Here is a 19289-nt window from a genome sequence, read left to right as displayed (position 1 = left end):
GGGTTTTAGCCGCTATACTAGGCGCCTTTAAGATACTCCTCCCCGTTTCGGAGCCCGCATGACCCAGGACCAACTCAAACAGGCTGTCGCCCAGGCCGCTGTCGATTTCATTCTGCCCAAGCTCGACGCCAAGAGCATCGTCGGCGTCGGTACCGGCTCGACCGCCAACTGCTTCATCGATGCCCTGGCCAAGCACAAGACCGCCTTCGACGGCGCTGTCGCCAGCTCCGAAGCGACCGCCGAGCGCCTGAAGGGTCACGGTATTCCAGTGTATGAGCTGAACACGGTCAGCGACCTGGAGTTCTACGTCGATGGCACCGACGAAAGCGACGAGCACCTGAACCTGATCAAGGGCGGTGGCGCGGCCCTGACCCGCGAGAAGATCGTTGCCGCCGTGGCCAAGACCTTCATCTGCATCGCCGATGCCAGCAAGCTGGTACCGGTGCTGGGCGCCTTCCCGTTGCCGGTCGAAGTGATCCCCATGGCCCGCAGCCATGTGGCACGCCAGCTGGTCAAGCTCGGTGGCGACCCGGTGTACCGCGAAGGCGTGCTGACCGACAACGGCAACATCATTCTGGATGTGCACAACCTGCAGATCACCAACCCGGTCGAACTGGAAAGCCAGATCAACGCCATCGTTGGCGTGGTCACCAATGGCCTGTTCGCGGCGCGGCCGGCTGACTTGCTGTTGCTGGGCACCGCAGAAGGCGTGAAAACCCTCAAGGCTTGATGCCTAGCGTGTAGGAGCGGGCTTGCCCCGCGATCGCGGTGTGCCAGGCTAACCGCAATCGCGGGGCAAGCCCGCTCCTACAGCGGCTTCTTGAACACGTAAAACAGGTTCGGCTCGCTGACCAGGTAGATGGTCCCGGCATCGTCCATGGCGATGCCTTCGGCCTGCGGCACACTCTTGCTCAAGCCCTGAAAGCCTTTGCGCAGTGACAAGGTACTCAGCGGCTTACCCTGCACATCCAGCTCCAGCACCAGCTGCGACTCATCCGACAGCGCCAGCAAGTGGCCGCTGCGCTCATCGAACTGCAAACTCGACAGGTCACGCACGAACAGCCGCGAATCGCGCTTGCGGTCTTGCACCACATGCACCGCGTACGGCTGTTCGGGGTTGTCATGAGGGAAGCCGTGGACTTCGTAGATCAGCATCGGGTCACGCTCCTTGGCCACGAACAGGCGCTTGCCGGCGGAGTCATAGGCCAGGCCTTCAAAGCCCTTGTTGCCATTGAGGCCGATGCCCAGGGTCAGCTGTTCGGCGTCCTTGGCATCGAGAAACGGGGTGTCGTCGTCGAGGCGCACGCGAATCAAGCGCTGCTCGCGCTCATCGGTGATGACATAACTATTGGCGCCGACATACTCCACTGCCTCCGGATCACCAAAGCCGGTGAGCGGTACGCGACGCAGGATGCGCCCATCCAGCGACAGCTCGATCAGCTCAGGGCTTTTGTTGGTGACGGTGAACAGGCTGTTGCGATCAGGGTCGAAGGTCAGCGCCGAGATGTCTTCATCCAGCCCCTCGATGGGCTTGGCCTCCAGCACCACCTGGTATTGATCCAGGCCGATGCTTTGTTCGAACGGCTGCCACCAGGTCTTTAGGTTGAACCAGCCGCGCTCGAACAATCGATACTGCTGCCCCGCTACAGCAACAAGGAGCAAGGCAAGCAGGCTCAACACCAGGAAAATCAGCGGCAGACGGATGTAGCGGCGCATTCAGGTGGACTCATTAGGTGACAGCCTGAATCTTCCCACACTCAACTGAAGCGAAACTTAATCACGGCGTAGGAAAAGCCTGAAATCAGGGCTTGTTAAAACGATAGAACAGGTTCGGCTCACTGACGATGTACAGCGTGCCCTTCTCGTCCATCGCCACGCCTTCAGCCCGCGGAATACGCTTGTTCAAACCGTTGAAGCCACCGAGCAGGGTCATGAAGCTGACCTGCTCGCCCTTCTCGTCCAGCTCCAGCAGCATGTTGGAATCTGCCGAAAGCACCAGCAGATGACCGGTGCGCGGGTCAACGCCAAGGGCAGAAAGGTTGCGCAGGTCCAGTTCTTCGCTAGGCAGCGGCTGCTTGTCACCGGTCAGCGGGCTATGGCCGTCGCTGCGCCAGGTAAACAACGCCGGTGGCCGCTCTTCGCCGAGGATGATGCGTTGCTGCATAGGGTCCCAGGCCACCGCCTCGAAGGCCTTGTTCTGGTTCTGCGAAGGGCCGAGGTCGTACTGCGGGAAATCGGTGATGTTCAGCGAACGGGTATCAGCAGCCAGAGTGACGATGGTCATTTTGTGCGTGCGTTCATCGACGATTGCCAGGCGCCCGCCCTCGAGTACCGCGACGCCTTCAGGGTTGCTCCAACCTACCAGAGGCATCTTGCGCAACACGTCGCCTTCCAGGGTCAATTCGACCAGGAACGGGTTCTTGCCCATGACTGCGAACAGGGTTTTGCTCACCGGGTTGTAGGACAGGTCGGAAGCTTCATCATCCTCCATGCCCGGCAGCACCTTGGCGTCGATATCGACTTGATAATCCGGCAACCAGATGCTGGCCTGTTGTTCGACCTTGCTTTCGAAACGCTCCTGCAACCAGAGCAAGCCACGGTCATCCCAATGCATGGCAATCGCCACGCCGTAGCCGATAATCGCTGCGGCCACCAGCCAGGTGGACCAGCGCAAGGCCAGGCCACGCTTGCGCGCAGGCGGCAGGGAGTTGCTCGAAGGAAGCGGAGTGGCCATGGATGTGTGCTCTTTTTGCCAGTTGATAACACATTACCGGCACGTTCGCTGAGCCAGGTCCGCAGGCATTATCCGGATAGATTGTGAAAAAAATGGCAAAAGCCGACGGACAGCCTAGCAGCCAGTGTTCCTGGCTGCCAGGCCGCCGGCTTAGAGCACCTGGCCTTCGAAACGGCTGACGCCTGGCAGCTCTATTACCAGCGTATCGCCAGGATTGAGCGGGCCGACGCCAACCGGGGTGCCGGTGAGAATCACATCACCGGCCAGCAACGAAAACTGCGTGGCCATGTGCTGGATCATCGGCACGATCGGATTGAGCATCAGCGCACTGTTGCCGTCCTGGCGCACTTCACCGTTGAGGGTCAGACGGATGCCGATGTCAGCCAGGTCTTCAAAAGCACTGACCGGTACGAACGGCGGCAACACACAGGCGCCATCGAAGCATTTGGAACGCTCCCACGGCAGGCCTTTTTCCTTCAACTGCGCCTGCAGGTCGCGCAGGGTCAGGTCCAGGGCAGGTGCGAAGCCAGAGATGGCGTCGAGCACTTCTTCTTCGGTCGGATGGGTGGACAGCGACTTGCCGAGCAACACGGCGATTTCCGTTTCGTAGTGCACAGCACCGCGCTCGCTCGGGATCTTGAAACCACCCTCAAGCGGTACCACACAACTGCCTGGCTTGATGAACAACAGGGGTTCAGTCGGGATCGGGTTATCCAGCTCTGCTGCGTGCTCTGCATAGTTGCGCCCGATGCACACCACCTTGCCCAACGCAAAATGAATACGCGTGCCGTCTACATACTGGTGCTGATAGCTCATTACCGACTCCTGGCGCTATTGGATGCTCTTGTGCCTGTGGATTACTCGACAGCGAAGATCTTGCCCGGGTTCATGATCCCGTTGGGGTCGAACGCCGCCTTCACTGCTTTCATGTACTGGATTTCGACCGGCGAGCGGCTGTAGGTCAAGTAATCACGCTTGGTCATGCCCACGCCGTGCTCGGCAGATATCGAGCCGTTGTACTTCTGGACCGTCTCGAACACCCACTTGTTCACCGTTGCGCATTTGGCAAAGAACTCGTCCTTGCTCAGGCTTTCCGGTTTGAGGATGTTCAGGTGCAGGTTGCCGTCACCGATGTGGCCGTACCAGACCACTTCGAAATCCGGGTAGTTATCTGCGACGATCGCGTCAATGTCCTTTAGAAACGCCGGCACTTTCGACACGGTAACCGAAATGTCGTTCTTGTACGGGGTCCAGTGGGAGATGGTTTCGGAGATGTACTCACGCAACTTCCACAAGTTCTGCAGTTGCTGTTCACTCTGACTCATGACGCCATCGAGCACCCAGCCCTGCTCCACACAATGCTCGAACGTCGCCAGGGCATCGTTGGCCACCTCCTCGTTGCTGGCTTCGAACTCCAGCAAGACATAGAACGGGCAGTCGGTCTCGAATGGCGCGGGCACGTCGCCGCGGCCCATGATCTTGGCCAGCGCCTTGTCGGAAAAGAACTCGAAGGCTGTCAGGTCGAGCTTGGCGCGAAAGGCGTGCAGCACCGGCATGATCGAGTCGAAGTCCGGCGTGCCGAGAACCATGGCCGTGAGGTTGTTCGGCGCCCGGTCCAGGCGCATGGTCGCCTCGACCACAAAACCGAGGGTACCCTCGGCGCCGATGAACAGCTGACGCAGGTCGTAGCCTGTGGCGTTCTTGATCAGGTCCTTGTTCAACTCAAGCAGGTCGCCCTTGCCAGTGACGACCTTGAGGCCGGCCACCCAGTTGCGGGTCATGCCGTAGCGAATTACCTTGATTCCCCCGGCATTGGTAGCGATATTGCCACCAATCTGGCTGGAACCTGCCGAGGCGAAGTCCACCGGGTAATAAAGGCCCTTGTCTTTGGCAAAATCCTGCAACTGTTGGGTAACCACCCCCGGCTGACAGACCACCGAGCGGTCGAACTCGTTGAAGTCCAGAATCTGGTTCATGTAGTCGAAGGCCACGACCACTTCGCCATTGGCCGCCACCGCCGCTGCCGACAAGCCGGTGCGACCGCCTGACGGCACCAGCGCGACCTTGTGCTGGTTGGCCCAGCGGACGATGGCCTGCACCTGTTCGATGCTCTTGGGAAAAACGATGGCCGAGGGCGCGGGAGCGAAGTGCTTGGTCCAATCCTTGCCATAAGCATCAAGGGAGGCAGCGTCGGTCAGCACCTTGCCGGGCTCTACCAGGGTCATCAGCTCATCAATCAGCGCAAGATTGGTCATCGATAGAACTCTCGAACTATTCATAGTCACCCTGAGCACTCTTCACGTCCCAGGGATGGGCGTATCGGGGGGTACTCATGCTAGCATACGCCCCCCCGCCGATCGTGCTTCAGGCCGATGCTGCGAGAGCTTCACTTCCCTGCCATTTTTCTCCGGGACACAGGTTTACGCAGATGAGCAAGACTTCTCTCGATAAGAGCAAGATCAAGTTCCTTCTTCTCGAAGGCGTCCACCAATCCGCCGTGGACGTCCTCAAGGCCGCCGGGTATACCAGCATCGAGTACCTCACCGGTTCTCTGCCCGACGCTGAGTTGAAAGAAAAGATCGCCGACGCCCACTTCATCGGCATCCGCTCGCGCACCCAACTGACCGAAGAGGTTTTCGACTGCGCCAAGAAACTGGTCGCTGTCGGCTGTTTCTGCATCGGTACCAACCAGGTTGACCTGAACGCCGCGCGTGAGCGCGGTATCGCCGTGTTCAACGCGCCCTACTCCAACACCCGTTCGGTGGCCGAGCTGGTGCTGGCCGAAGCGATCCTGCTGCTGCGCGGCATCCCCGAGAAAAATGCTTCCTGCCACCGTGGTGGCTGGATCAAGAGCGCGGCCAACTCCTTCGAGATCCGCGGCAAGAAGCTGGGCATCGTCGGCTACGGCTCGATCGGTACCCAACTGTCGGTCCTGGCCGAAGGCCTGGGCATGCAGGTGTTCTTCTACGACCCGCTGACCAAGCTGCCACTGGGCAACGCTACCCAGGTCACCAGCCTGCACGAGCTGCTGGGCCTGGCCGATATCGTCTCGCTGCACGTGCCGGAGCTGCCATCCACCCAGTGGATGATCGGCGAGAAAGAAATCCGTGCGATGAAGAAAGGCTCGATCCTGATCAACGCCGCCCGCGGTACCGTGGTCGAGCTGGATCACCTGGCTGCGGCAATCAAGGACAAGCACCTGATCGGCGCCGCCATCGACGTGTTCCCGGTCGAGCCGCGCTCCAACGACGAGCAGTTCGAAAGCCCGCTGCGTGGCCTGGACAACGTGATCCTGACCCCGCACATCGGCGGTTCCACCGCCGAAGCCCAGGCCAACATCGGTCTGGAAGTGGCTGAGAAGCTGGTCAAGTACAGCGACAACGGTACATCCGTGTCGTCGGTCAACTTCCCTGAAGTGGCCCTGCCGGCACACCCGGGCAAGCACCGTCTGCTGCACATCCACGAAAACATTCCGGGCGTACTCAGCGAAATCAACAAAGTGTTCGCCGAAAACGCAATCAACATCTCCGGTCAGTTCCTGCAGACCAACGAGAAAGTCGGTTACGTGGTAATCGACGTTGATGCCGAGTACTCGGACCTGGCCCAGGAAAAACTGCAACACATCAAGGGCACCATCCGTTCCCGCGTTCTGTTCTAAGTTTTTCAGGCGGCAAATCGCGGGGCAAGCCCGCTCCCACACTGACCTGTGGGAGCGGGCTTGCCCCGCGATGCTTCTAGCCGTTACTTAACAGTAACGGTGATTTTCTTCGACTCGACGCTCGGCTTGAACGGCACGTGGAACTTGTCGCCCAGCACCAGTTGCAGGGTGTGCTTGCCCGGGGTCAGGGTCAGCTCGACTTCGGTCTGCGCCTTGCCAAAATGCAGCACTTGCGGGCCGGCCGGCAGCGGCGCCTTGTTTTCCGGCAGCAGGCTGGTGGGCAGTACCTGGTCGGCCGCAGGCTCTTTATCGACATCCACCAGCAAGTGGTGGTGACCGCTGTGCGGGGTCTGATCACCCGCAGGCTTGAGCTCCATGCCCTCGATGCCGAACTTGACGGTAAAGGTCTTGTCGACCGTGGCGCCATCGGCCGGGGAAACGATGAAGACCTTGGCGTCTTTTGGCGGCTCCTGGCTCTTCAGGCCTTCAGCGGCGGCGAACGCCGAGACCCCCATCAGCAAGCCGGCGACGGCTGCACGCGAAAATAGGCTTTTCATTCACTTCTCCTGTGATTTACTTCAAATAACCCTTTGCCACTGAACGAACGGCAACGGTGGATTACCATAGTCCAAATGCGACAAAACATGTTTAACCACGCTGCGAGAAAATATTTCACTGGCGGTTAAACATCCTCCACCCGACGCGGTCTCAAGTTGCGTTCGACCCTGACAACAACAGAAAGTCACGGCGACCACGATTTTACTGCCAAGCATTGAAGGGGCTTAAATGCGTTTTGCCATCGGGGTACTCCTCGCCATGCTGCTCAGCCCTTGGGCACAGGCCGAACTGATCGACGACGTCAACGAGCGCGGTGAACTGCGTATTGCCATCGAAGCCAACATGCCGTCGTTCAATTTCAAGGACGAAAACGACAAGCCGAACGGTTTCGAAGTTGAGCTCGGGCGCTTGCTGGCCAGCGAAATGGATGTACGCGCCGAGTTTGTCGTGGTCGAAGCCAAAGACTTGCTGCCAGGCGTGGAAAGCGGCAGGTACGACGTGGCCATCAACCACATCGCCACGACCCCGGAGCTCAAGGAGCGTTTTGACTTCAGCGACCCCTACGCCTACTCCAGCGCCCAACTGATCGTGCGCAAGGAAGAAAAGCGCCCGCCAAGCACGCTAGATGCACTCAAAGGCCATAGCCTGGGCGTCGTCCAGGGCAGCCAGTTCGCCGAGCAAGCGCGAGCGGTGGAGGGTGTGGACCTGCGCAGCTACCCGGATGCCACCCAGCCGATCAAGGATGTGGCCAGCGACCAGATCGATGCCGCCATCAGCGATCGCCTGCTGGTGCCCTACGCCATTCGCGACAGCCAGCAGCCGGTCAGCAAAGGTGCAACAGTGGGCCCGATCCTGAGCCTGGCAATTCCGTTTCAGAAGGGCAACCCGGCGTTCAAAAATACTGTGGACAACGCCCTGCAGCGGATCAAGGCCGACGGCCGGTTGAGCGAGCTGTCACAGAAGTGGTTCGGGATGGATGCGAGCAAGCCACCGAAGTAAAGCCTGATACCCGTGTAGGAGCGGGCTTGCCCCGCGATGATGTCATAGTCGCCTCAGAGCCCGCTGCGCCGCCTCAAGCTCCAGCTCACTGAACACCCGTACCCCTTCGCGGCGCAGCAACGCGGTGGTCACGCCCTCACCGGCAACCTTGGTGCCACTGAAGGTGCCATCATAGGTCAGCGCATTGCCGCACGACGGGCTGCCGGACTTGAGCACCGCAATACGGATGCCGTGGCGGCGCACCAGCGCCAATGCCAACTGCGCCCCGGCCAGGAATTGCGCACTGACATCCTCGCCCGTGACGGTCAGCACCTGGGTATCCCCCTCAAGCACCGCAGCCCCCTGCCCGCCCGGGATCTCCGCTGGCGGCCGCGGCGTTGGCAGGCCGCCTGCCACTTCAGGGCACAACGGCACGACCCGTCCCTCGGCCTGCCACTGCTGGAGCAAGTCCGGGTGGCCACTGGCACGTCCGTCATAACGCACCGGCTGACCAAGCAGGCAGGCACTGACCAGGACCTTGTCCATTTCAGAACGGCTCGTTGCCACGGCGGCGGAACCAGCCTGTCAGCGACAGGCGATCGCGATGAGCCGGCAACACCTCGTGGGGGAATTCGCCGGAAAGGAACACTACCAGGCACCCGCCAATCGGTTGCACGTCGTGCTCGACGTCCCCCCTGAGGGTCATGCGTAACTGGCCGCCGTCCGCGGGCTGCCAGTCCTGGTTGAGGTAGATCACCGCAGACACCGTGCGCCGGTCGTCATCGCGAAAGCGGTCGACATGCTTGCGATAGAAGGCACCCGGTGGGTACAGGGCGAAGTGGCATTCGAAGTCCTCAAGACCGAGGAACAACCCGCGATTGAGCGCTTCACGCAGGCTGTTCATGAGCGCCAGGTAGTGGTCGCAAGGCTCGGCCTGGCCAGGCTCCAGCCACTGGATACGGTCGCCCCGGATGCCCTCGCGGACTTCCTGGGAGACGCCCCGGCCTACCGCTGCCGGTTCCAGTTCACCCTCGGCGGCGCGTTTGCGGCACTCGGCCGCCAGCGCCAGGGTCAGAGACTCTGGAACAAAGGTATCTTGCTGCGACCAGCCACGGGTGGCCAGGTCATCGACGATGCGCGACAGCAGGGGGTCATCAGGTGATATGTGCATGTCGCGCATAGTATCGATCTGCTGCGAAATCCGACAGCGCCACTTGGCGAGAGTATGCAATGGCTTCTCGACAAAGCCCCGCCATGGCAAGGACAATAGCGCCCTGCCGACAGGAGCCCTGAATGCACCGCTTGTTTTTACTGCTGATGATGATCTGCACCACGCCTGTCTGGGCAGACAGCCTCGACCAACTGTACAAGGTGGCGGGCTGGCCTGAGCAGCGCGCCCACTTTACCGATGCCCTCGATGCCGCCCAACAGCGCTATCGCAACAGCTTGCCGCCTGCGGTTTACCAGGCGCTGGTCAACAACAGCAACCAGCGCTTCCAGGCTCAGGCCGTGGACAAGCGCGCCGAAACCCAGTTACGCGCCAACCTCAGCGACCCGGCCCCGGCCCTGGCGTTCTTCCAGTCGCCGCTGGGGCGCAAGATCGTTGCCGCCGAACTGCTTGCCACCCGTCGCGACCAGTTGGCCAAGCATGCCAAGGGCCTGCCCAAGGTCCAGGCCAGCGACAACCGCCTGCTAATCGTTGGCCACCTGGCTCAGGCGCTGCCAGCCCGTGAAGCCGGTGCCGAAGTGAGCCTGGCGATTGCCGGGGTCGCCGCCGACAGCCTCAGCCAGATGATCCCCGGCCTGCTTGGCGGCGGCCAGGCCCAGGGCCTGCTCGACGGCCAGCGCCAGCGCCTGATGGAACAGATCGGCAGCGAGCTGAACAATACCCTGCTGTACGTCTATCGCGAGCTGTCCGATGCCGAGCTGGAAGAGTTCGCCACCTTTGCCGAGTCTGCCGAAGGCAAGACCTACTACAAGGCCGCCCTGGCAGCGATTCGTGCCGGCCTCGCGGTTGGCCAGGACGCCTCGCAGCTGAAGTGATCAGCCCAGGCGCTGGTCGATGAAGTCGAAGTAGCGGGCGCGAATCGCCGGCAGTTCATTGGCCAGGTGATGCCGCGCCTCGGGGATCATCAGGGTCCGCGGCGCAGCGAATTTCTCCCCGAGCACCTTGAGGTTGTACGGCCAGTCGACGGTCATATCGCATTCGCCCTGGATGATCAGCGGCTGGCGCGGGCTGTGCGGCGCCGCTTCAATGCGTTTGACCCAATCGAGCAACGCCCCGACCCAGGCCGTAGGCAAGCGCCTTGGTTGCAACGGGTCAGCCAGCAGGAACGGCAGGAAGGTCGGATCGTTGCTGTTCTCGCTGAAACGCCGTTCGATGCCGTTGACGAAGGGCCTGAGCATCCAATAGCTGAACTTCGACCAACGCCACGCACGGGGCCGCACCAGCGGCGCAAGCAGGATCACCTCACCCTGGGCCGGGCTCTGGGCGCCGCCATGCAACAGATGATCGACGATGATCGCCCCGCCGGTGCTCTGCCCGAACAGATGCCAGGGCTGCGGCAGGTTCACACTGCGCGCCTGCTCGAACAGCGCTTGCAGCACGTGCTGATAAACCCCGAAGTCATCGATGCTGGCCCGCTCGCCACTGGACAACCCGTGCCCGGGAAGGTCGCAGGAGATCACCGCATACTGCTGGTCCAGCGCCCAATCGATGACATGCCGGTACAGGCCCATGTGATCGTAGAAGCCGTGTAGCAGAATCAGCGTCGCCACCGGTGCAGGTGGCAGCCACACCTGGCCGACCACCTCAAACCCCGCGACATCGAAGCGCCCGAGCCAGCGTTCGACGGGCTGGTCACGGGCTGGCAGGTCCAACCCATAAAAACGCTGGTAGGCCTGGGCCTGCGTCGACAGCGGCTGCCGCGCCGCCAGGGAAGTCAGGCTGGCACGTAGGGAGTCGGGCTGAAATGACGCGGACATAAAAGATTTCCAGACGCAAAAGCGGGTTATTGACCTGTGATATTCATCTGTCGCCGCCAGCATGGCAAGCTAGGCGACTTTTTTCGGACATTGCCGACATGCCCCGCTCGCCCATCCGCACCCTGCTTGGCCTGTTGCTCGCTGCCCTCTGCGGCGCCGGCCTGTGGTGGGCCTACGACAGCTTCCAGAGCCGCTACCTGCGCACCTTCGACAACCAGACCGCGCTGTTCTCCGGCGACCGCCTGCAACTGCCGGCAAGCATTGCCGGCCCCGGCCCGATCCGCCTAGTGCACTTCTGGGACCCGGCCTGCCCGTGCAACGTCGGCAACCAGCAGCACCTGGGCGAGCTGATTGAGCACTTCGGCCCCCAGGGCGTGGAGTTCTATGTGGTGCAAAAGCCCGGAACGCGCGGCCAGTTGCCCGCCACCCTGAGCGCGCTCAAACCGCTGAGCGAGCTGCCTGGCGCCGAACACCTGCCAGCCACCCCCGGCGTGGCGATCTGGGACCGCAACGGCCAACTGGCCTACTTCGGCCCCTACAGCGAAGGCGCGACCTGCAACTCGAGCAACAGCTTCATCGAGCCGATCCTGCTTGCCTTGAGCCAAGGCCGGGCAGTCAGCGCCACCCACACCATGGCGGTGGGGTGCTATTGCCCCTGGTAGACAGGCTGCACACCCTAATTAGTTATGGCACTCAATGAGGCCGAGCTTTTTAGGCTGACGACATACAGAACAGGAGAACCTGTATGTCTAACAATGGAACTGTGCACCTAAGGCCACCCGAATCCTAAACAAGCGTGGCTTGCCGAACTCATGGCAAGCGCACACCAGAACATCACTGCAGCATTCGAAGAGCAGACACGCCTGGCTGCACTGGCCGGTCAACCTGCGGCGCAAACCCCAACGGTGTTCAATGCCTGGACTGCCAGCACCAGCCACACACTCGTACTCGCCGCCTCACGGGGGGCTATGGCGACCTTCGAAGCGGTTCTGTCCGCATTCGAAACAGGTTTGAAAAACGCTGCCAAGGCCAGGCTCAAAACAGCTACAGCTTCACGTCTGACGGTGTGGGCGCCACCACCACTATCCAGGCACGATCCATGTCCCCACTGTCCCGACCGTGTCGCCGCTGCCGGGGCTGACCGATGCGCATTTCGACGACTACATCATCGTCTTCCCCGCCGACTCGGGCCTCGCCCCGGTCTACATCATGCTCAAGGATGCGCGCGAGTATGCAGGGGGTGCGACAGGGTATGGGCAAGTTCCCGGGGAGGGTTGGGCCCAGGCGGTGAGCACACCTGACGGTGCACCCATTCCGTCACAAATTGCCGAAAAGCTGCGCGAGGCGTTCTGGATGGCGGTAGAAGACAATGCTGAGTTACGTATTCATTTCAACAAGAAAAACCGAGACAGAATGAGAGAAGGGCTGTCCCCGTTTGCACCCGCTACGGAACAAGTTGGCGGACGTAGAACACTCGAATTGCACCATATTGAGCACATTGCGAATGGCGGCGCTGTCTACGATCTCGATAATCTCACGCTCATGACACCCAGACGCCATATCAATCTGCACATCCGGAGACCATGAAGATGGAATTGAAACCTCGACTTGAAGACTACACAGAAGCTGAATTTCTGGAATTTGTCCGCGAGTTCTTTGAAAATCGGTCAGGACTACGTGGTAGCGCCCTCGACGCCTTCCATCATAAATTATTGGGCCATCTTGAGGCGGTCACCGAACACCCAAGTAAATCCGACCTCATCTACTACCCCGCCGAAGGTGACGAAGACAGCCCTGAGGGCGTCCTGAAACGCGTCAAGGAATGGCGTGCTGCCAACGGCAAGCCCGGCTTCAAACCTGCCTGAGCCGCATGCCTGTGGGTACGACCCGACAGGTACCCACAGGCAGCAGGAGACCATAATCATGGAACTGAAGCAGCGCATTGAGGATTACACCGACGCCGAATTCCTGGAGCTTGTTCGTGAGTTCTTCGAGAATCGATCTGGGCTTACCGGAAAGGAATATGGCCAGTACATTGACAAGTTAATGAACCATTTCGTAACCATCACCGAACACCCCGGCAAATCCGACGTCATTTGCTACCCCGCCGTAGGCGAAGAAGACAGCCCCGAAGGCGTCCTGAGACGCGTCAAGGAATGGCGCGCTGCCAACGGCAAGCCCGGCTTCAAACCTGCCTGAACCAGATGCCTGTGGGGACGACCGACACGTACCCACAGGCAGCTTTCACCGTACCCGCGCCGGGTTACCGACCACGGTGGCACCCGCCGGCACATCGCGGGTCACCACGCTGCCGGCACCGATCACTGCGTTATCACCCACCGCCACCCCCGGCAGGATGATCGCCCCGCCGCCGATCCAGACATTGTTGCCGATCGTTACCGGCCGCCCGCTTTCCAGGCCGCTGCGGCGCAGCTCCGGGTCCAGCGGATGGTCGGCGGTGTAGATCTGCACCGCTGGGCCGATCTGGCAATCATCGCCAATGCTCACCGGGGTAACGTCGAGGATCACGCAGTTGAAATTCATGAACACATTGGCGCCGACGCTGATGTTGTAGCCGTAGTCGCAGTAGAACGGCGGGCGAATCACCACACCGTCACCGATCTTGCCAAAGTGCTCGCCCAGCAAACCATGGCGTTGCTCGTTGAGCAGTTCGGCGCTGTTGTTGTAGCGCGCCATCCAGTTTTTGTTGGCGATCTGTTCGGCCTGCAGCTGCGGGCAACTGGCGTGATAGAGCTGGCCGCCGAGCATCTTCTGCTTTTCACTGAGCTTCATCTTCCCTCCTTTGGGACTATCCTCTGTCCGACTTTACCTCGATGATCGGACCACAAGATCCGCAAAAAAGCACAAGGAGTCACGATGAAGCGCAGCCTGACCTTCCTCGCCGTGGTCATTGCCGCGGCCGCTGGCGGTAGTTACTGGTATGTGCACGGCAAGCTGCCGCAACGCGATGGCGAGGTCACCTTGAGCAGCCTGCAGGCGCCGGTCAGCGTGCGCTACGACGCCCGCGGCGTGCCGCATATCCAGGCGCAGAACGAGGCCGACCTGTACCGCGCCCTGGGCTATGTGCATGCCCAGGACCGCCTGTTCCAGATGGAGATCGTCCGTCGCCTGGCCCGCGGCGAGCTGGCCGAAATCCTCGGCAGCAAGCTGGTGACCACCGACACCCTGTTCCGCAGCCTGCGCATTCGCGAGCAGGCCGAGCTTTACGTCGAACGCCAGGACAAAACCTCGCCAGCCTGGCTTGCCCTGCAGGCTTACCTCGAAGGCGTGAACGCCTGGCAGGATAGCCATCCCAAGCCGATGGAGTTCGACGCGCTGGGTATCACGCCCCGTCCCTTCACCGCGCAGGACACCATCAGCATCGCTGGTTACATGGCCTACAGCTTTGCCGCTGCATTTCGTACCGAACCTGTGCTGACTTACATCCGTGACCAGTTGGGCGCCGATTACTTGAAAATCTTCGACCTCGACTGGAACCCGCAAGGCGCCCTGGCCGGCAAGCCAGCCCTGGCCGCGAGTGACTGGCAAAGCCTGCAACAACTGGCGCAGCTCAGCCACAAGGCCCTGAGCGATGCCGGCATTCCCCAGTACGAAGGCAGCAACGCCTGGGCCATTTCCGGCAGTCGCACCCGTAGCGGCAAACCGTTGCTGGCCGGCGATCCGCACATCAGTTTCGCCGTGCCTTCGGTGTGGTACGAGGCGGAACTGACTGCGCCCGGCTTCAACCTCTATGGCTACCACCAGGCGCTGAACCCCTTCGCATCCCTTGGGCACAACCGCGACTTCGGCTGGAGCCTGACCATGTTCCAGAACGACGACGTCGACCTGATCGCCGAACAGGTCAACCCGGACAACTCCGAACAGGTAAAGATCAACGGCCAGTGGCAGACGTTGACCCAGACCCGGGAACAGATTGCGGTGAAGAACGAAGCGCCGGTGACCATCACCCTGCGCCGCTCATCTCACGGGCCGATCGTCAACACAGCGCTGGGCGAAACTGCAGGCGCTGCGCCCATTGCCCTGTGGTGGGCGTTCCTGGAAACCAAGAACCCACTGCTCGACGGCTTCTATCAAGTCAACCGCGCCGACACCCTGGACAAGATGCGCGCCGCAGCAGCAAAGATTCAGGCACCCGGGCTCAACCTGATCTGGGCCAACGCCCGTGGCGATATCGGTTGGTGGGCCGCGGCGCAGTTGCCCATTCGCCCTGAAGGGGTCAACCCGGGTTTCATTCTGGATGGCAGCACGCCCCAGGCCGACAAACTGGGTTTCTACCCCTTCAGTGCCAACCCGCAGTCAGAGAACCCGGCCAGCGGCTACATCGTCTCGGCCAACTTCCAGCCGCCAGCCAGCATGCCGATCCCGGGCTACTACAACCTGGCCGACCGTGGCCAGCGCCTGAACCAGCACCTGGCCGACCCGCAAACCAAATGGGACCAGCAGAACAGCCAGGCTCTGCAACTGGACACCATCACCGACTACGGCCCGCGCACCCTGGCGCCACTGCTCTCGGTACTGCGCGAAGTGGCCGAGGGCGATCAGCAGAAGGAACTGGTCGAGCAACTGGCGGCGTGGAACGGTGACTATCCGGTGGACTCGGTCAGCGCCACGCTGTTCAACCAGTTCCTCTACGAGCTGGCCTACGCGGCGCTGCACGATGAGCTGGGCGATACCTGGTTCAAGACCCTGATCAGCACCCGCGCCATCGACGCCGCCTTGCCTCGCCTGGCAGCCGACGCCAACTCACCCTGGTGGGGCAAGCAGGGCAGCAGCGAACAAGGCGACCGCACTGCGGCGGTGAAGCAGGCCTGGGGTAAAACCCTGGCCCACCTGCGCGAGACCTTCGGCAACGACCCGGCAGGCTGGCAATGGGGCAAGGCGCATACCCTGACCCACAACCATCCGCTGGGGCTGCAAAAGCCGCTGAACCTGCTGTTCAATGTGGGCCCCTTTGCCGCACCGGGTACCCATGAAGTGCCGAACAACCTGTCGGCGAAGATCGGTCCGGCGCCGTGGCCGGTGACCTATGGCCCGTCCACCCGACGCCTGATCGACTTTGCCGATGCAGGCCAGGCGCTGACCATCAACCCGGTCGGGCAAAGCGGGGTGCTATTCGACAAGCATTATGCTGATCAGGCCAAGGACTATATCGAGGGCCGGTATCACAAGGCACAGATGGGGGTGATTCCGGCGCAGAGCACCTTGAAACTGGTGCCTTGAAAGCTTCGCGGGGCAAGCCCGCTCCTACCCAGATCGGTAGGAGCGGGCTTGCCCCGCGATAAATCAGCCCTGCCACTTACCGCCTTCGACAATCACGCTCTCAGGCTTGGTGTCATCGCTCAGTTCCTTGCGCACATACTGGTCATACAGTTTGAGCAGGTACTTCTGCTCGCCCAGGCGCGCAAGCTCAGCGTTAACCCAATCGCGCAGCTCGATGTTGCCCTTCTTCACCGCTGGTGCAATCGGCGCTTCCTCGCCCAGTTTTTCATCCAGCACGCGGTAGCCCGGGTTCTGCTTCGACCAGCTGAACAGGATCAGGTTGTCCTGGGCATAGGCATCCCCACGACCGCTGGCCAAAGCCTGCAGCGACTCGGTGTTCTTTTCGAACTTGAGCAGCTTCCAGTCCGGGTGGTTCTTGGTCAGCCAGATATCGGCGGTGGTACCCGTGGTCACGATGGTGGTCTTGTCGGCCAGGTCATCGAGTTTTTTCACGCTGCTGCCTTCGGGCACCAGGGCCTGCACGGCAACCCGCAGGTTGGGGTTGGTGAACTCCACCGCCTCTTTGCGCTCCGGGGTCACGGTCATGTTGGCCAGGATCAGGTCGACCTTGTCGCTCTGCAGGAACGGGATACGGCTGGCCGGCTCGACTGCAACGAACTCCACCTTGTTCTCATCGCCCAGCAAGCCCTTGGCAAGCTGGCGGCCGATGTCGGTATCAAAGCCGACATAGCGCCCGGCCTCGTCGACAAAACCGAACGGCGGCTTGTCGGTGAACACGCCGACAATCAGTTTGTCGCGGGCCTTGATGGTTTCCAGGTAGCTGGTAGCCGGTGCAACGCCACCGGCGGCTGGCTTGCCCGGCTCTTCAGCCTTGTTGCAGCCGGCCAGCAGGGCCAGCCCGAGGAGGGACAACAGCAGTTTCGACGTCTTGGCAGTTTTCATGACAGTTCCTTTGCGGGGGTTTTAGGCAGGCTTTCAACGAAGCTGAATTTCTCCAGAAACTGCTGCGCGCGTGCGCTCTGCGGGTTCGTAAAGAAGCTCTCGGGGTCGCGCTGTTCAAGGATCCTGCCGGCCTCCATGAACACGATGCGATCGGCCACCGCACGGGCGAAGGCCATTTCATGGGTAACGATGAGCAGGGTCATGCCGCCTTCGGCGAGGCCCTGGATCACTTGCAGCACTTCCTTGACCATTTCCGGGTCGAGCGCCGCAGTGACTTCATCGAACAGCATCACTTGCGGGTTCATGCACAGCGAACGGACGATGGCGATGCGTTGCTGCTGGCCACCGGAAAGCTGGCGCGGGAAAGCGTCACGCTTGTCCAGCAGGCCGACTCGGGCCAGCAAGGCTTCGGCCTGAGCCTGGGCTTCGCGGCGCTCGCGTTTTTGCACCTTGAGCGGGCCGAGCAGCAGGTTGTCGAGCACACTCATGTGGCCGAACAGGTGATAACTCTGGAACACCATGCCGACCTGCTGGCGCACCTGGCGCCAGTCGGTACCAGGCATCAGCAGCTCCTGACCGGCCAGGCGCAGGCTGCCGCTGTGGGCGGTTTCCAGGCCGTTGAGGCAGCGCAGCAAGGTGCTTTTGCCGCAGCCGCTGGGGCCGAGGATCACCACCACTTCACCGCTGCTTACCTGCAGGTCGACGTGGTCGAGCACCTGCTGCTCGCCGAAGAATTTGTTGAAGCCCTTGAACTCGATCAGTGCGCTCATGCGTGTGTCCAGCGACGCTCCAGCGCGCGCGAGGCGGCTGACAGCGGGTAGCAGATGAAGAAGAAAAACAGGAACAGTGCGCCGTAGATCAGCACCGACTCGTAGGTGCGCTCGATGATCTGCTGGCCGACCTTGATCACATCGACCACGCCGATCAGCACCGCCAGGGAGCTGGTCTTGATGATGCGCGTGTAGATGTTGATGGTCGGCGGTGTCATGCGCTTGAGCGCCTGGGGCAGCAGGACGTAGCCGTACAACTGCGCACCCGACAGGCCGATCGACAGCCCGGCTTCGCGCTGCCCGCGTGGCAGCGACTGCAGTGCACCACGCACCACCTCACCCACTTCGCTGGCACCCCACAACGACAGCACCAGCACCGCGCACCAGAAGCTTGGAATACTCAAGGCAAAGAAAATCGGCAATCCGAAAAACAGCAGGTACAGCCACACCAGCACCGGGATCGCCCGGAACAACTCCAGGTAAATGCGCAGCAGTACATTCACGCTACGTTTACCCAGGGTCGCCAGCACGCCATAGAGCACGCCGCCCAGGGTGGCGAAAACGATGCTCAGCGCCGAGATTGCCAGTGTCTGCGCCGCGCCCTTGCCCAACTGCGGCAAGGACACCAGCAACAGCTCAAGACCCGAACTGGCCATGTTGCAGCCTCCGTTCCAGGCGGCTGAGCAGCAGCGACAAGGGCAAGAACAGCAGCACGCAGATCAGCGTCAGCACCGCGAGCATTTCATAGGTCTTGTAGTACAGGGCAATGTAGCTCTTGGTGGTGTAGAGAATCTCCGGCACCGCCACCGCCGACACCACGGTGGTTTCCTTGAGCAGAAAGATGAAGTTGGCGAACAACGCCGGCAGGCTGAGAATCCCGGCCTGGGGCAGGATCACGTGGCGCAGCAGCTGACCTTCTGACAGGCCGATCGAGCGCCCCGATTCCAGTTGCGCCACAGGCACCGCCTCGACACCGGCGCGCAGCACCTCGGTGAGGTAGGCACCGCCCAGAAAGGTCATGGTGATGATCGCCGCAGCAAAGCCGGAAATCTTCAGGCCCAGCTCCGGCAAGGCGAAGTAGACGAAGAACAACTGGATCAGCAACGGCGTATTGCGCGCAAGCTCCACGTAGAGCTTTACCAGGCGTTGCAGGTACGGCGTGCGGTAAACCAGGATCGCGGCATTGACCAGCGCCACCAGCAGCGAAGTAGCGATAGCGATAAGGCCCACTTGCAAGGTGACGCCCACCGCCTTGAGAAAGGCTGGCAATGTGCTAAGGATAAAGGCGAAGTCGAAGCTCATGGAGTGAGCCTCGGCAGACGATGGCAATGGGGCATGGGCAGGATCTCGGACCGGCCCGAGGGTAAACGGGCGGCTCTACACAGGGGTTGTCAGTGCGGGTGAGCACAATGAGTAGACTCTA

General features: G+C 61.3%; 22 protein-coding genes. 9 read left to right on the top strand and 13 right to left on the bottom strand.

The features are described from left to right. Positions 1-58 precede the first annotated feature (58 nt). A complete protein-coding gene (gene rpiA / locus EXN22_RS02580) occupies positions 59-730 on the top strand; it encodes a ribose-5-phosphate isomerase RpiA (protein WP_130262346.1) in 672 nt (223 codons plus the stop codon). A gap of 77 nt (positions 731-807) precedes the next feature. On the opposite strand, the gene EXN22_RS02575 is transcribed toward rpiA, so the two are convergent. The 4 genes from EXN22_RS02575 to EXN22_RS02560 all read right to left on the bottom strand — a co-directional run bounded on the left by EXN22_RS02575 (position 808) and on the right by EXN22_RS02560 (position 4989). Then, on the bottom strand, positions 808-1716 hold the full coding sequence (locus tag EXN22_RS02575; protein ID WP_130262344.1) for an SdiA-regulated domain-containing protein: 909 nt from the start codon (positions 1714-1716) through the stop codon (positions 808-810). Between the two features lie 85 nt (positions 1717-1801). Then, positions 1802-2734: an SdiA-regulated domain-containing protein gene (locus EXN22_RS02570; RefSeq protein ID WP_130262342.1), complete on the bottom strand. Its 933-nt coding sequence runs from the start codon at positions 2732-2734 to the stop codon at positions 1802-1804. Between the two features lie 150 nt (positions 2735-2884). Further along, a complete protein-coding gene (locus EXN22_RS02565; RefSeq protein WP_130262340.1) occupies positions 2885-3550 on the bottom strand; it encodes a fumarylacetoacetate hydrolase family protein in 666 nt (221 codons plus the stop codon). A 41-nt stretch (positions 3551-3591) separates the two neighbouring features. Continuing rightward, the gene (locus EXN22_RS02560) at positions 3592-4989 is read right to left on the bottom strand and encodes an FAD-binding oxidoreductase (protein ID WP_130262338.1); all 1398 of its coding nucleotides are present in this window, start codon (positions 4987-4989) and stop codon (positions 3592-3594) included. 173 nt (positions 4990-5162) lie between these two features. Between EXN22_RS02560 and serA the strand changes: the two genes are divergently transcribed. Continuing rightward, positions 5163-6392, top strand: coding sequence for a phosphoglycerate dehydrogenase (serA, locus tag EXN22_RS02555; RefSeq protein ID WP_130262336.1), 1230 nt, complete (start codon positions 5163-5165; stop codon positions 6390-6392). A gap of 83 nt (positions 6393-6475) precedes the next feature. Here serA and EXN22_RS02550 read toward each other — a convergent pair whose 3' ends face one another. Continuing rightward, positions 6476-6949 (bottom strand): DUF4399 domain-containing protein, encoded by a 474-nt coding sequence (locus EXN22_RS02550; RefSeq protein WP_130262334.1) that lies wholly within the window; start codon positions 6947-6949, stop codon positions 6476-6478. A gap of 229 nt (positions 6950-7178) precedes the next feature. Between EXN22_RS02550 and EXN22_RS02545 the strand changes: the two genes are divergently transcribed. Then, on the top strand, positions 7179-7949 hold the full coding sequence (locus tag EXN22_RS02545; protein WP_130262332.1) for a transporter substrate-binding domain-containing protein: 771 nt from the start codon (positions 7179-7181) through the stop codon (positions 7947-7949). Positions 7950-7991: 42 nt separating this feature from the next. Here the strand turns inward: EXN22_RS02545 and EXN22_RS02540 are convergent, their stop codons facing one another. Further along, entirely contained in the window at positions 7992-8474 is a 483-nt protein-coding gene (locus EXN22_RS02540; protein WP_130262330.1) for a DUF523 domain-containing protein, read from the bottom strand. A gap of 1 nt (position 8475) precedes the next feature. Beyond that, a complete protein-coding gene (locus EXN22_RS02535) occupies positions 8476-9108 on the bottom strand; it encodes a 2OG-Fe(II) oxygenase (RefSeq protein WP_130262328.1) in 633 nt (210 codons plus the stop codon). Positions 9109-9221: 113 nt separating this feature from the next. On the opposite strand from EXN22_RS02535, the gene EXN22_RS02530 reads away from it, so the two are divergent. Continuing rightward, entirely contained in the window at positions 9222-9971 is a 750-nt protein-coding gene (locus tag EXN22_RS02530) for a DUF2059 domain-containing protein (protein ID WP_130262326.1), read from the top strand. On the opposite strand, the gene EXN22_RS02525 is transcribed toward EXN22_RS02530, so the two are convergent. Beyond that, the gene (locus tag EXN22_RS02525; RefSeq protein WP_130262324.1) at positions 9972-10913 is read right to left on the bottom strand and encodes a phospholipase BipL; all 942 of its coding nucleotides are present in this window, start codon (positions 10911-10913) and stop codon (positions 9972-9974) included. A 98-nt stretch (positions 10914-11011) separates the two neighbouring features. Between EXN22_RS02525 and EXN22_RS02520 the strand changes: the two genes are divergently transcribed. The 4 genes from EXN22_RS02520 (at position 11012) to EXN22_RS02505 (ending at position 13112) form a co-directional block, all read left to right on the top strand. Next, on the top strand, positions 11012-11575 hold the full coding sequence (locus EXN22_RS02520) for a DUF6436 domain-containing protein (RefSeq protein ID WP_130262322.1): 564 nt from the start codon (positions 11012-11014) through the stop codon (positions 11573-11575). Between the two features lie 457 nt (positions 11576-12032). Further along, positions 12033-12500, top strand: a complete 468-nt coding sequence (locus EXN22_RS02515; protein WP_165392178.1) for an S-type pyocin domain-containing protein — start codon at positions 12033-12035, stop codon at positions 12498-12500. A gap of 2 nt (positions 12501-12502) precedes the next feature. Next, positions 12503-12778 (top strand): bacteriocin immunity protein, encoded by a 276-nt coding sequence (locus EXN22_RS02510; protein WP_130262318.1) that lies wholly within the window; start codon positions 12503-12505, stop codon positions 12776-12778. Between the two features lie 58 nt (positions 12779-12836). Next, positions 12837-13112, top strand: coding sequence for a bacteriocin immunity protein (locus tag EXN22_RS02505; RefSeq protein WP_130262316.1), 276 nt, complete (start codon positions 12837-12839; stop codon positions 13110-13112). Between the two features lie 45 nt (positions 13113-13157). Here the strand turns inward: EXN22_RS02505 and EXN22_RS02500 are convergent, their stop codons facing one another. Next, positions 13158-13706, bottom strand: a complete 549-nt coding sequence (locus EXN22_RS02500) for a sugar O-acetyltransferase (protein WP_130262314.1) — start codon at positions 13704-13706, stop codon at positions 13158-13160. Between the two features lie 84 nt (positions 13707-13790). Here EXN22_RS02500 and EXN22_RS02495 point away from each other — a divergent pair, with 84 nt between their 5' ends. After that, positions 13791-16154 (top strand): penicillin acylase family protein, encoded by a 2364-nt coding sequence (locus EXN22_RS02495; protein WP_130262313.1) that lies wholly within the window; start codon positions 13791-13793, stop codon positions 16152-16154. A 63-nt stretch (positions 16155-16217) separates the two neighbouring features. Here EXN22_RS02495 and EXN22_RS02490 read toward each other — a convergent pair whose 3' ends face one another. Genes EXN22_RS02490 through EXN22_RS02475 form a run of 4 tightly spaced genes read right to left on the bottom strand, consistent with a single transcriptional unit; the run spans position 16218 to position 19168 of the window. After that, entirely contained in the window at positions 16218-17096 is an 879-nt protein-coding gene (locus EXN22_RS02490) for a transporter substrate-binding domain-containing protein (protein WP_130262311.1), read from the bottom strand. Continuing rightward, on the bottom strand, positions 17093-17866 hold the full coding sequence (locus EXN22_RS02485; RefSeq protein ID WP_130262309.1) for an amino acid ABC transporter ATP-binding protein: 774 nt from the start codon (positions 17864-17866) through the stop codon (positions 17093-17095). The genes EXN22_RS02490 and EXN22_RS02485 overlap by 4 nt, the downstream gene beginning before the upstream one ends. Continuing rightward, entirely contained in the window at positions 17863-18522 is a 660-nt protein-coding gene (locus tag EXN22_RS02480; protein WP_130262307.1) for an amino acid ABC transporter permease, read from the bottom strand. The genes EXN22_RS02485 and EXN22_RS02480 overlap by 4 nt, the downstream gene beginning before the upstream one ends. After that, a complete protein-coding gene (locus EXN22_RS02475; RefSeq protein ID WP_130262305.1) occupies positions 18503-19168 on the bottom strand; it encodes an amino acid ABC transporter permease in 666 nt (221 codons plus the stop codon). The genes EXN22_RS02480 and EXN22_RS02475 overlap by 20 nt, the downstream gene beginning before the upstream one ends. Positions 19169-19289: the final 121 nt, after the last annotated feature.

This window comes from Pseudomonas tructae (assembly GCF_004214895.1).
Taxonomy (GTDB): Bacteria; Pseudomonadota; Gammaproteobacteria; order Pseudomonadales; family Pseudomonadaceae; genus Aquipseudomonas; species Aquipseudomonas tructae.
The sequence above is the reverse complement of the archived record's forward strand: the minus strand, read 5'-3'. Positions and strand labels throughout refer to the sequence as shown.

Coding starts and splice junctions, on each gene's coding strand:
- rpiA (WP_130262346.1), top strand. CDS start 59: ATGACCCAGGACCAACTCAAACAGGCTGTCGCCCAGGCCGCTGTCGAT.
- EXN22_RS02575 (WP_130262344.1), bottom strand. CDS start 1,716: ATGCGCCGCTACATCCGTCTGCCGCTGATTTTCCTGGTGTTGAGCCTG.
- EXN22_RS02570 (WP_130262342.1), bottom strand. CDS start 2,734: ATGGCCACTCCGCTTCCTTCGAGCAACTCCCTGCCGCCTGCGCGCAAG.
- EXN22_RS02565 (WP_130262340.1), bottom strand. CDS start 3,550: ATGAGCTATCAGCACCAGTATGTAGACGGCACGCGTATTCATTTTGCG.
- EXN22_RS02560 (WP_130262338.1), bottom strand. CDS start 4,989: ATGACCAATCTTGCGCTGATTGATGAGCTGATGACCCTGGTAGAGCCC.
- serA (WP_130262336.1), top strand. CDS start 5,163: ATGAGCAAGACTTCTCTCGATAAGAGCAAGATCAAGTTCCTTCTTCTC.
- EXN22_RS02550 (WP_130262334.1), bottom strand. CDS start 6,949: ATGAAAAGCCTATTTTCGCGTGCAGCCGTCGCCGGCTTGCTGATGGGG.
- EXN22_RS02545 (WP_130262332.1), top strand. CDS start 7,179: ATGCGTTTTGCCATCGGGGTACTCCTCGCCATGCTGCTCAGCCCTTGG.
- EXN22_RS02540 (WP_130262330.1), bottom strand. CDS start 8,474: ATGGACAAGGTCCTGGTCAGTGCCTGCCTGCTTGGTCAGCCGGTGCGT.
- EXN22_RS02535 (WP_130262328.1), bottom strand. CDS start 9,108: ATGCGCGACATGCACATATCACCTGATGACCCCCTGCTGTCGCGCATC.
- EXN22_RS02530 (WP_130262326.1), top strand. CDS start 9,222: ATGCACCGCTTGTTTTTACTGCTGATGATGATCTGCACCACGCCTGTC.
- EXN22_RS02525 (WP_130262324.1), bottom strand. CDS start 10,913: ATGTCCGCGTCATTTCAGCCCGACTCCCTACGTGCCAGCCTGACTTCC.
- EXN22_RS02520 (WP_130262322.1), top strand. CDS start 11,012: ATGCCCCGCTCGCCCATCCGCACCCTGCTTGGCCTGTTGCTCGCTGCC.
- EXN22_RS02510 (WP_130262318.1), top strand. CDS start 12,503: ATGGAATTGAAACCTCGACTTGAAGACTACACAGAAGCTGAATTTCTG.
- EXN22_RS02505 (WP_130262316.1), top strand. CDS start 12,837: ATGGAACTGAAGCAGCGCATTGAGGATTACACCGACGCCGAATTCCTG.
- EXN22_RS02500 (WP_130262314.1), bottom strand. CDS start 13,706: ATGAAGCTCAGTGAAAAGCAGAAGATGCTCGGCGGCCAGCTCTATCAC.
- EXN22_RS02495 (WP_130262313.1), top strand. CDS start 13,791: ATGAAGCGCAGCCTGACCTTCCTCGCCGTGGTCATTGCCGCGGCCGCT.
- EXN22_RS02490 (WP_130262311.1), bottom strand. CDS start 17,096: ATGAAAACTGCCAAGACGTCGAAACTGCTGTTGTCCCTCCTCGGGCTG.
- EXN22_RS02485 (WP_130262309.1), bottom strand. CDS start 17,866: ATGAGCGCACTGATCGAGTTCAAGGGCTTCAACAAATTCTTCGGCGAG.
- EXN22_RS02480 (WP_130262307.1), bottom strand. CDS start 18,522: ATGGCCAGTTCGGGTCTTGAGCTGTTGCTGGTGTCCTTGCCGCAGTTG.
- EXN22_RS02475 (WP_130262305.1), bottom strand. CDS start 19,168: ATGAGCTTCGACTTCGCCTTTATCCTTAGCACATTGCCAGCCTTTCTC.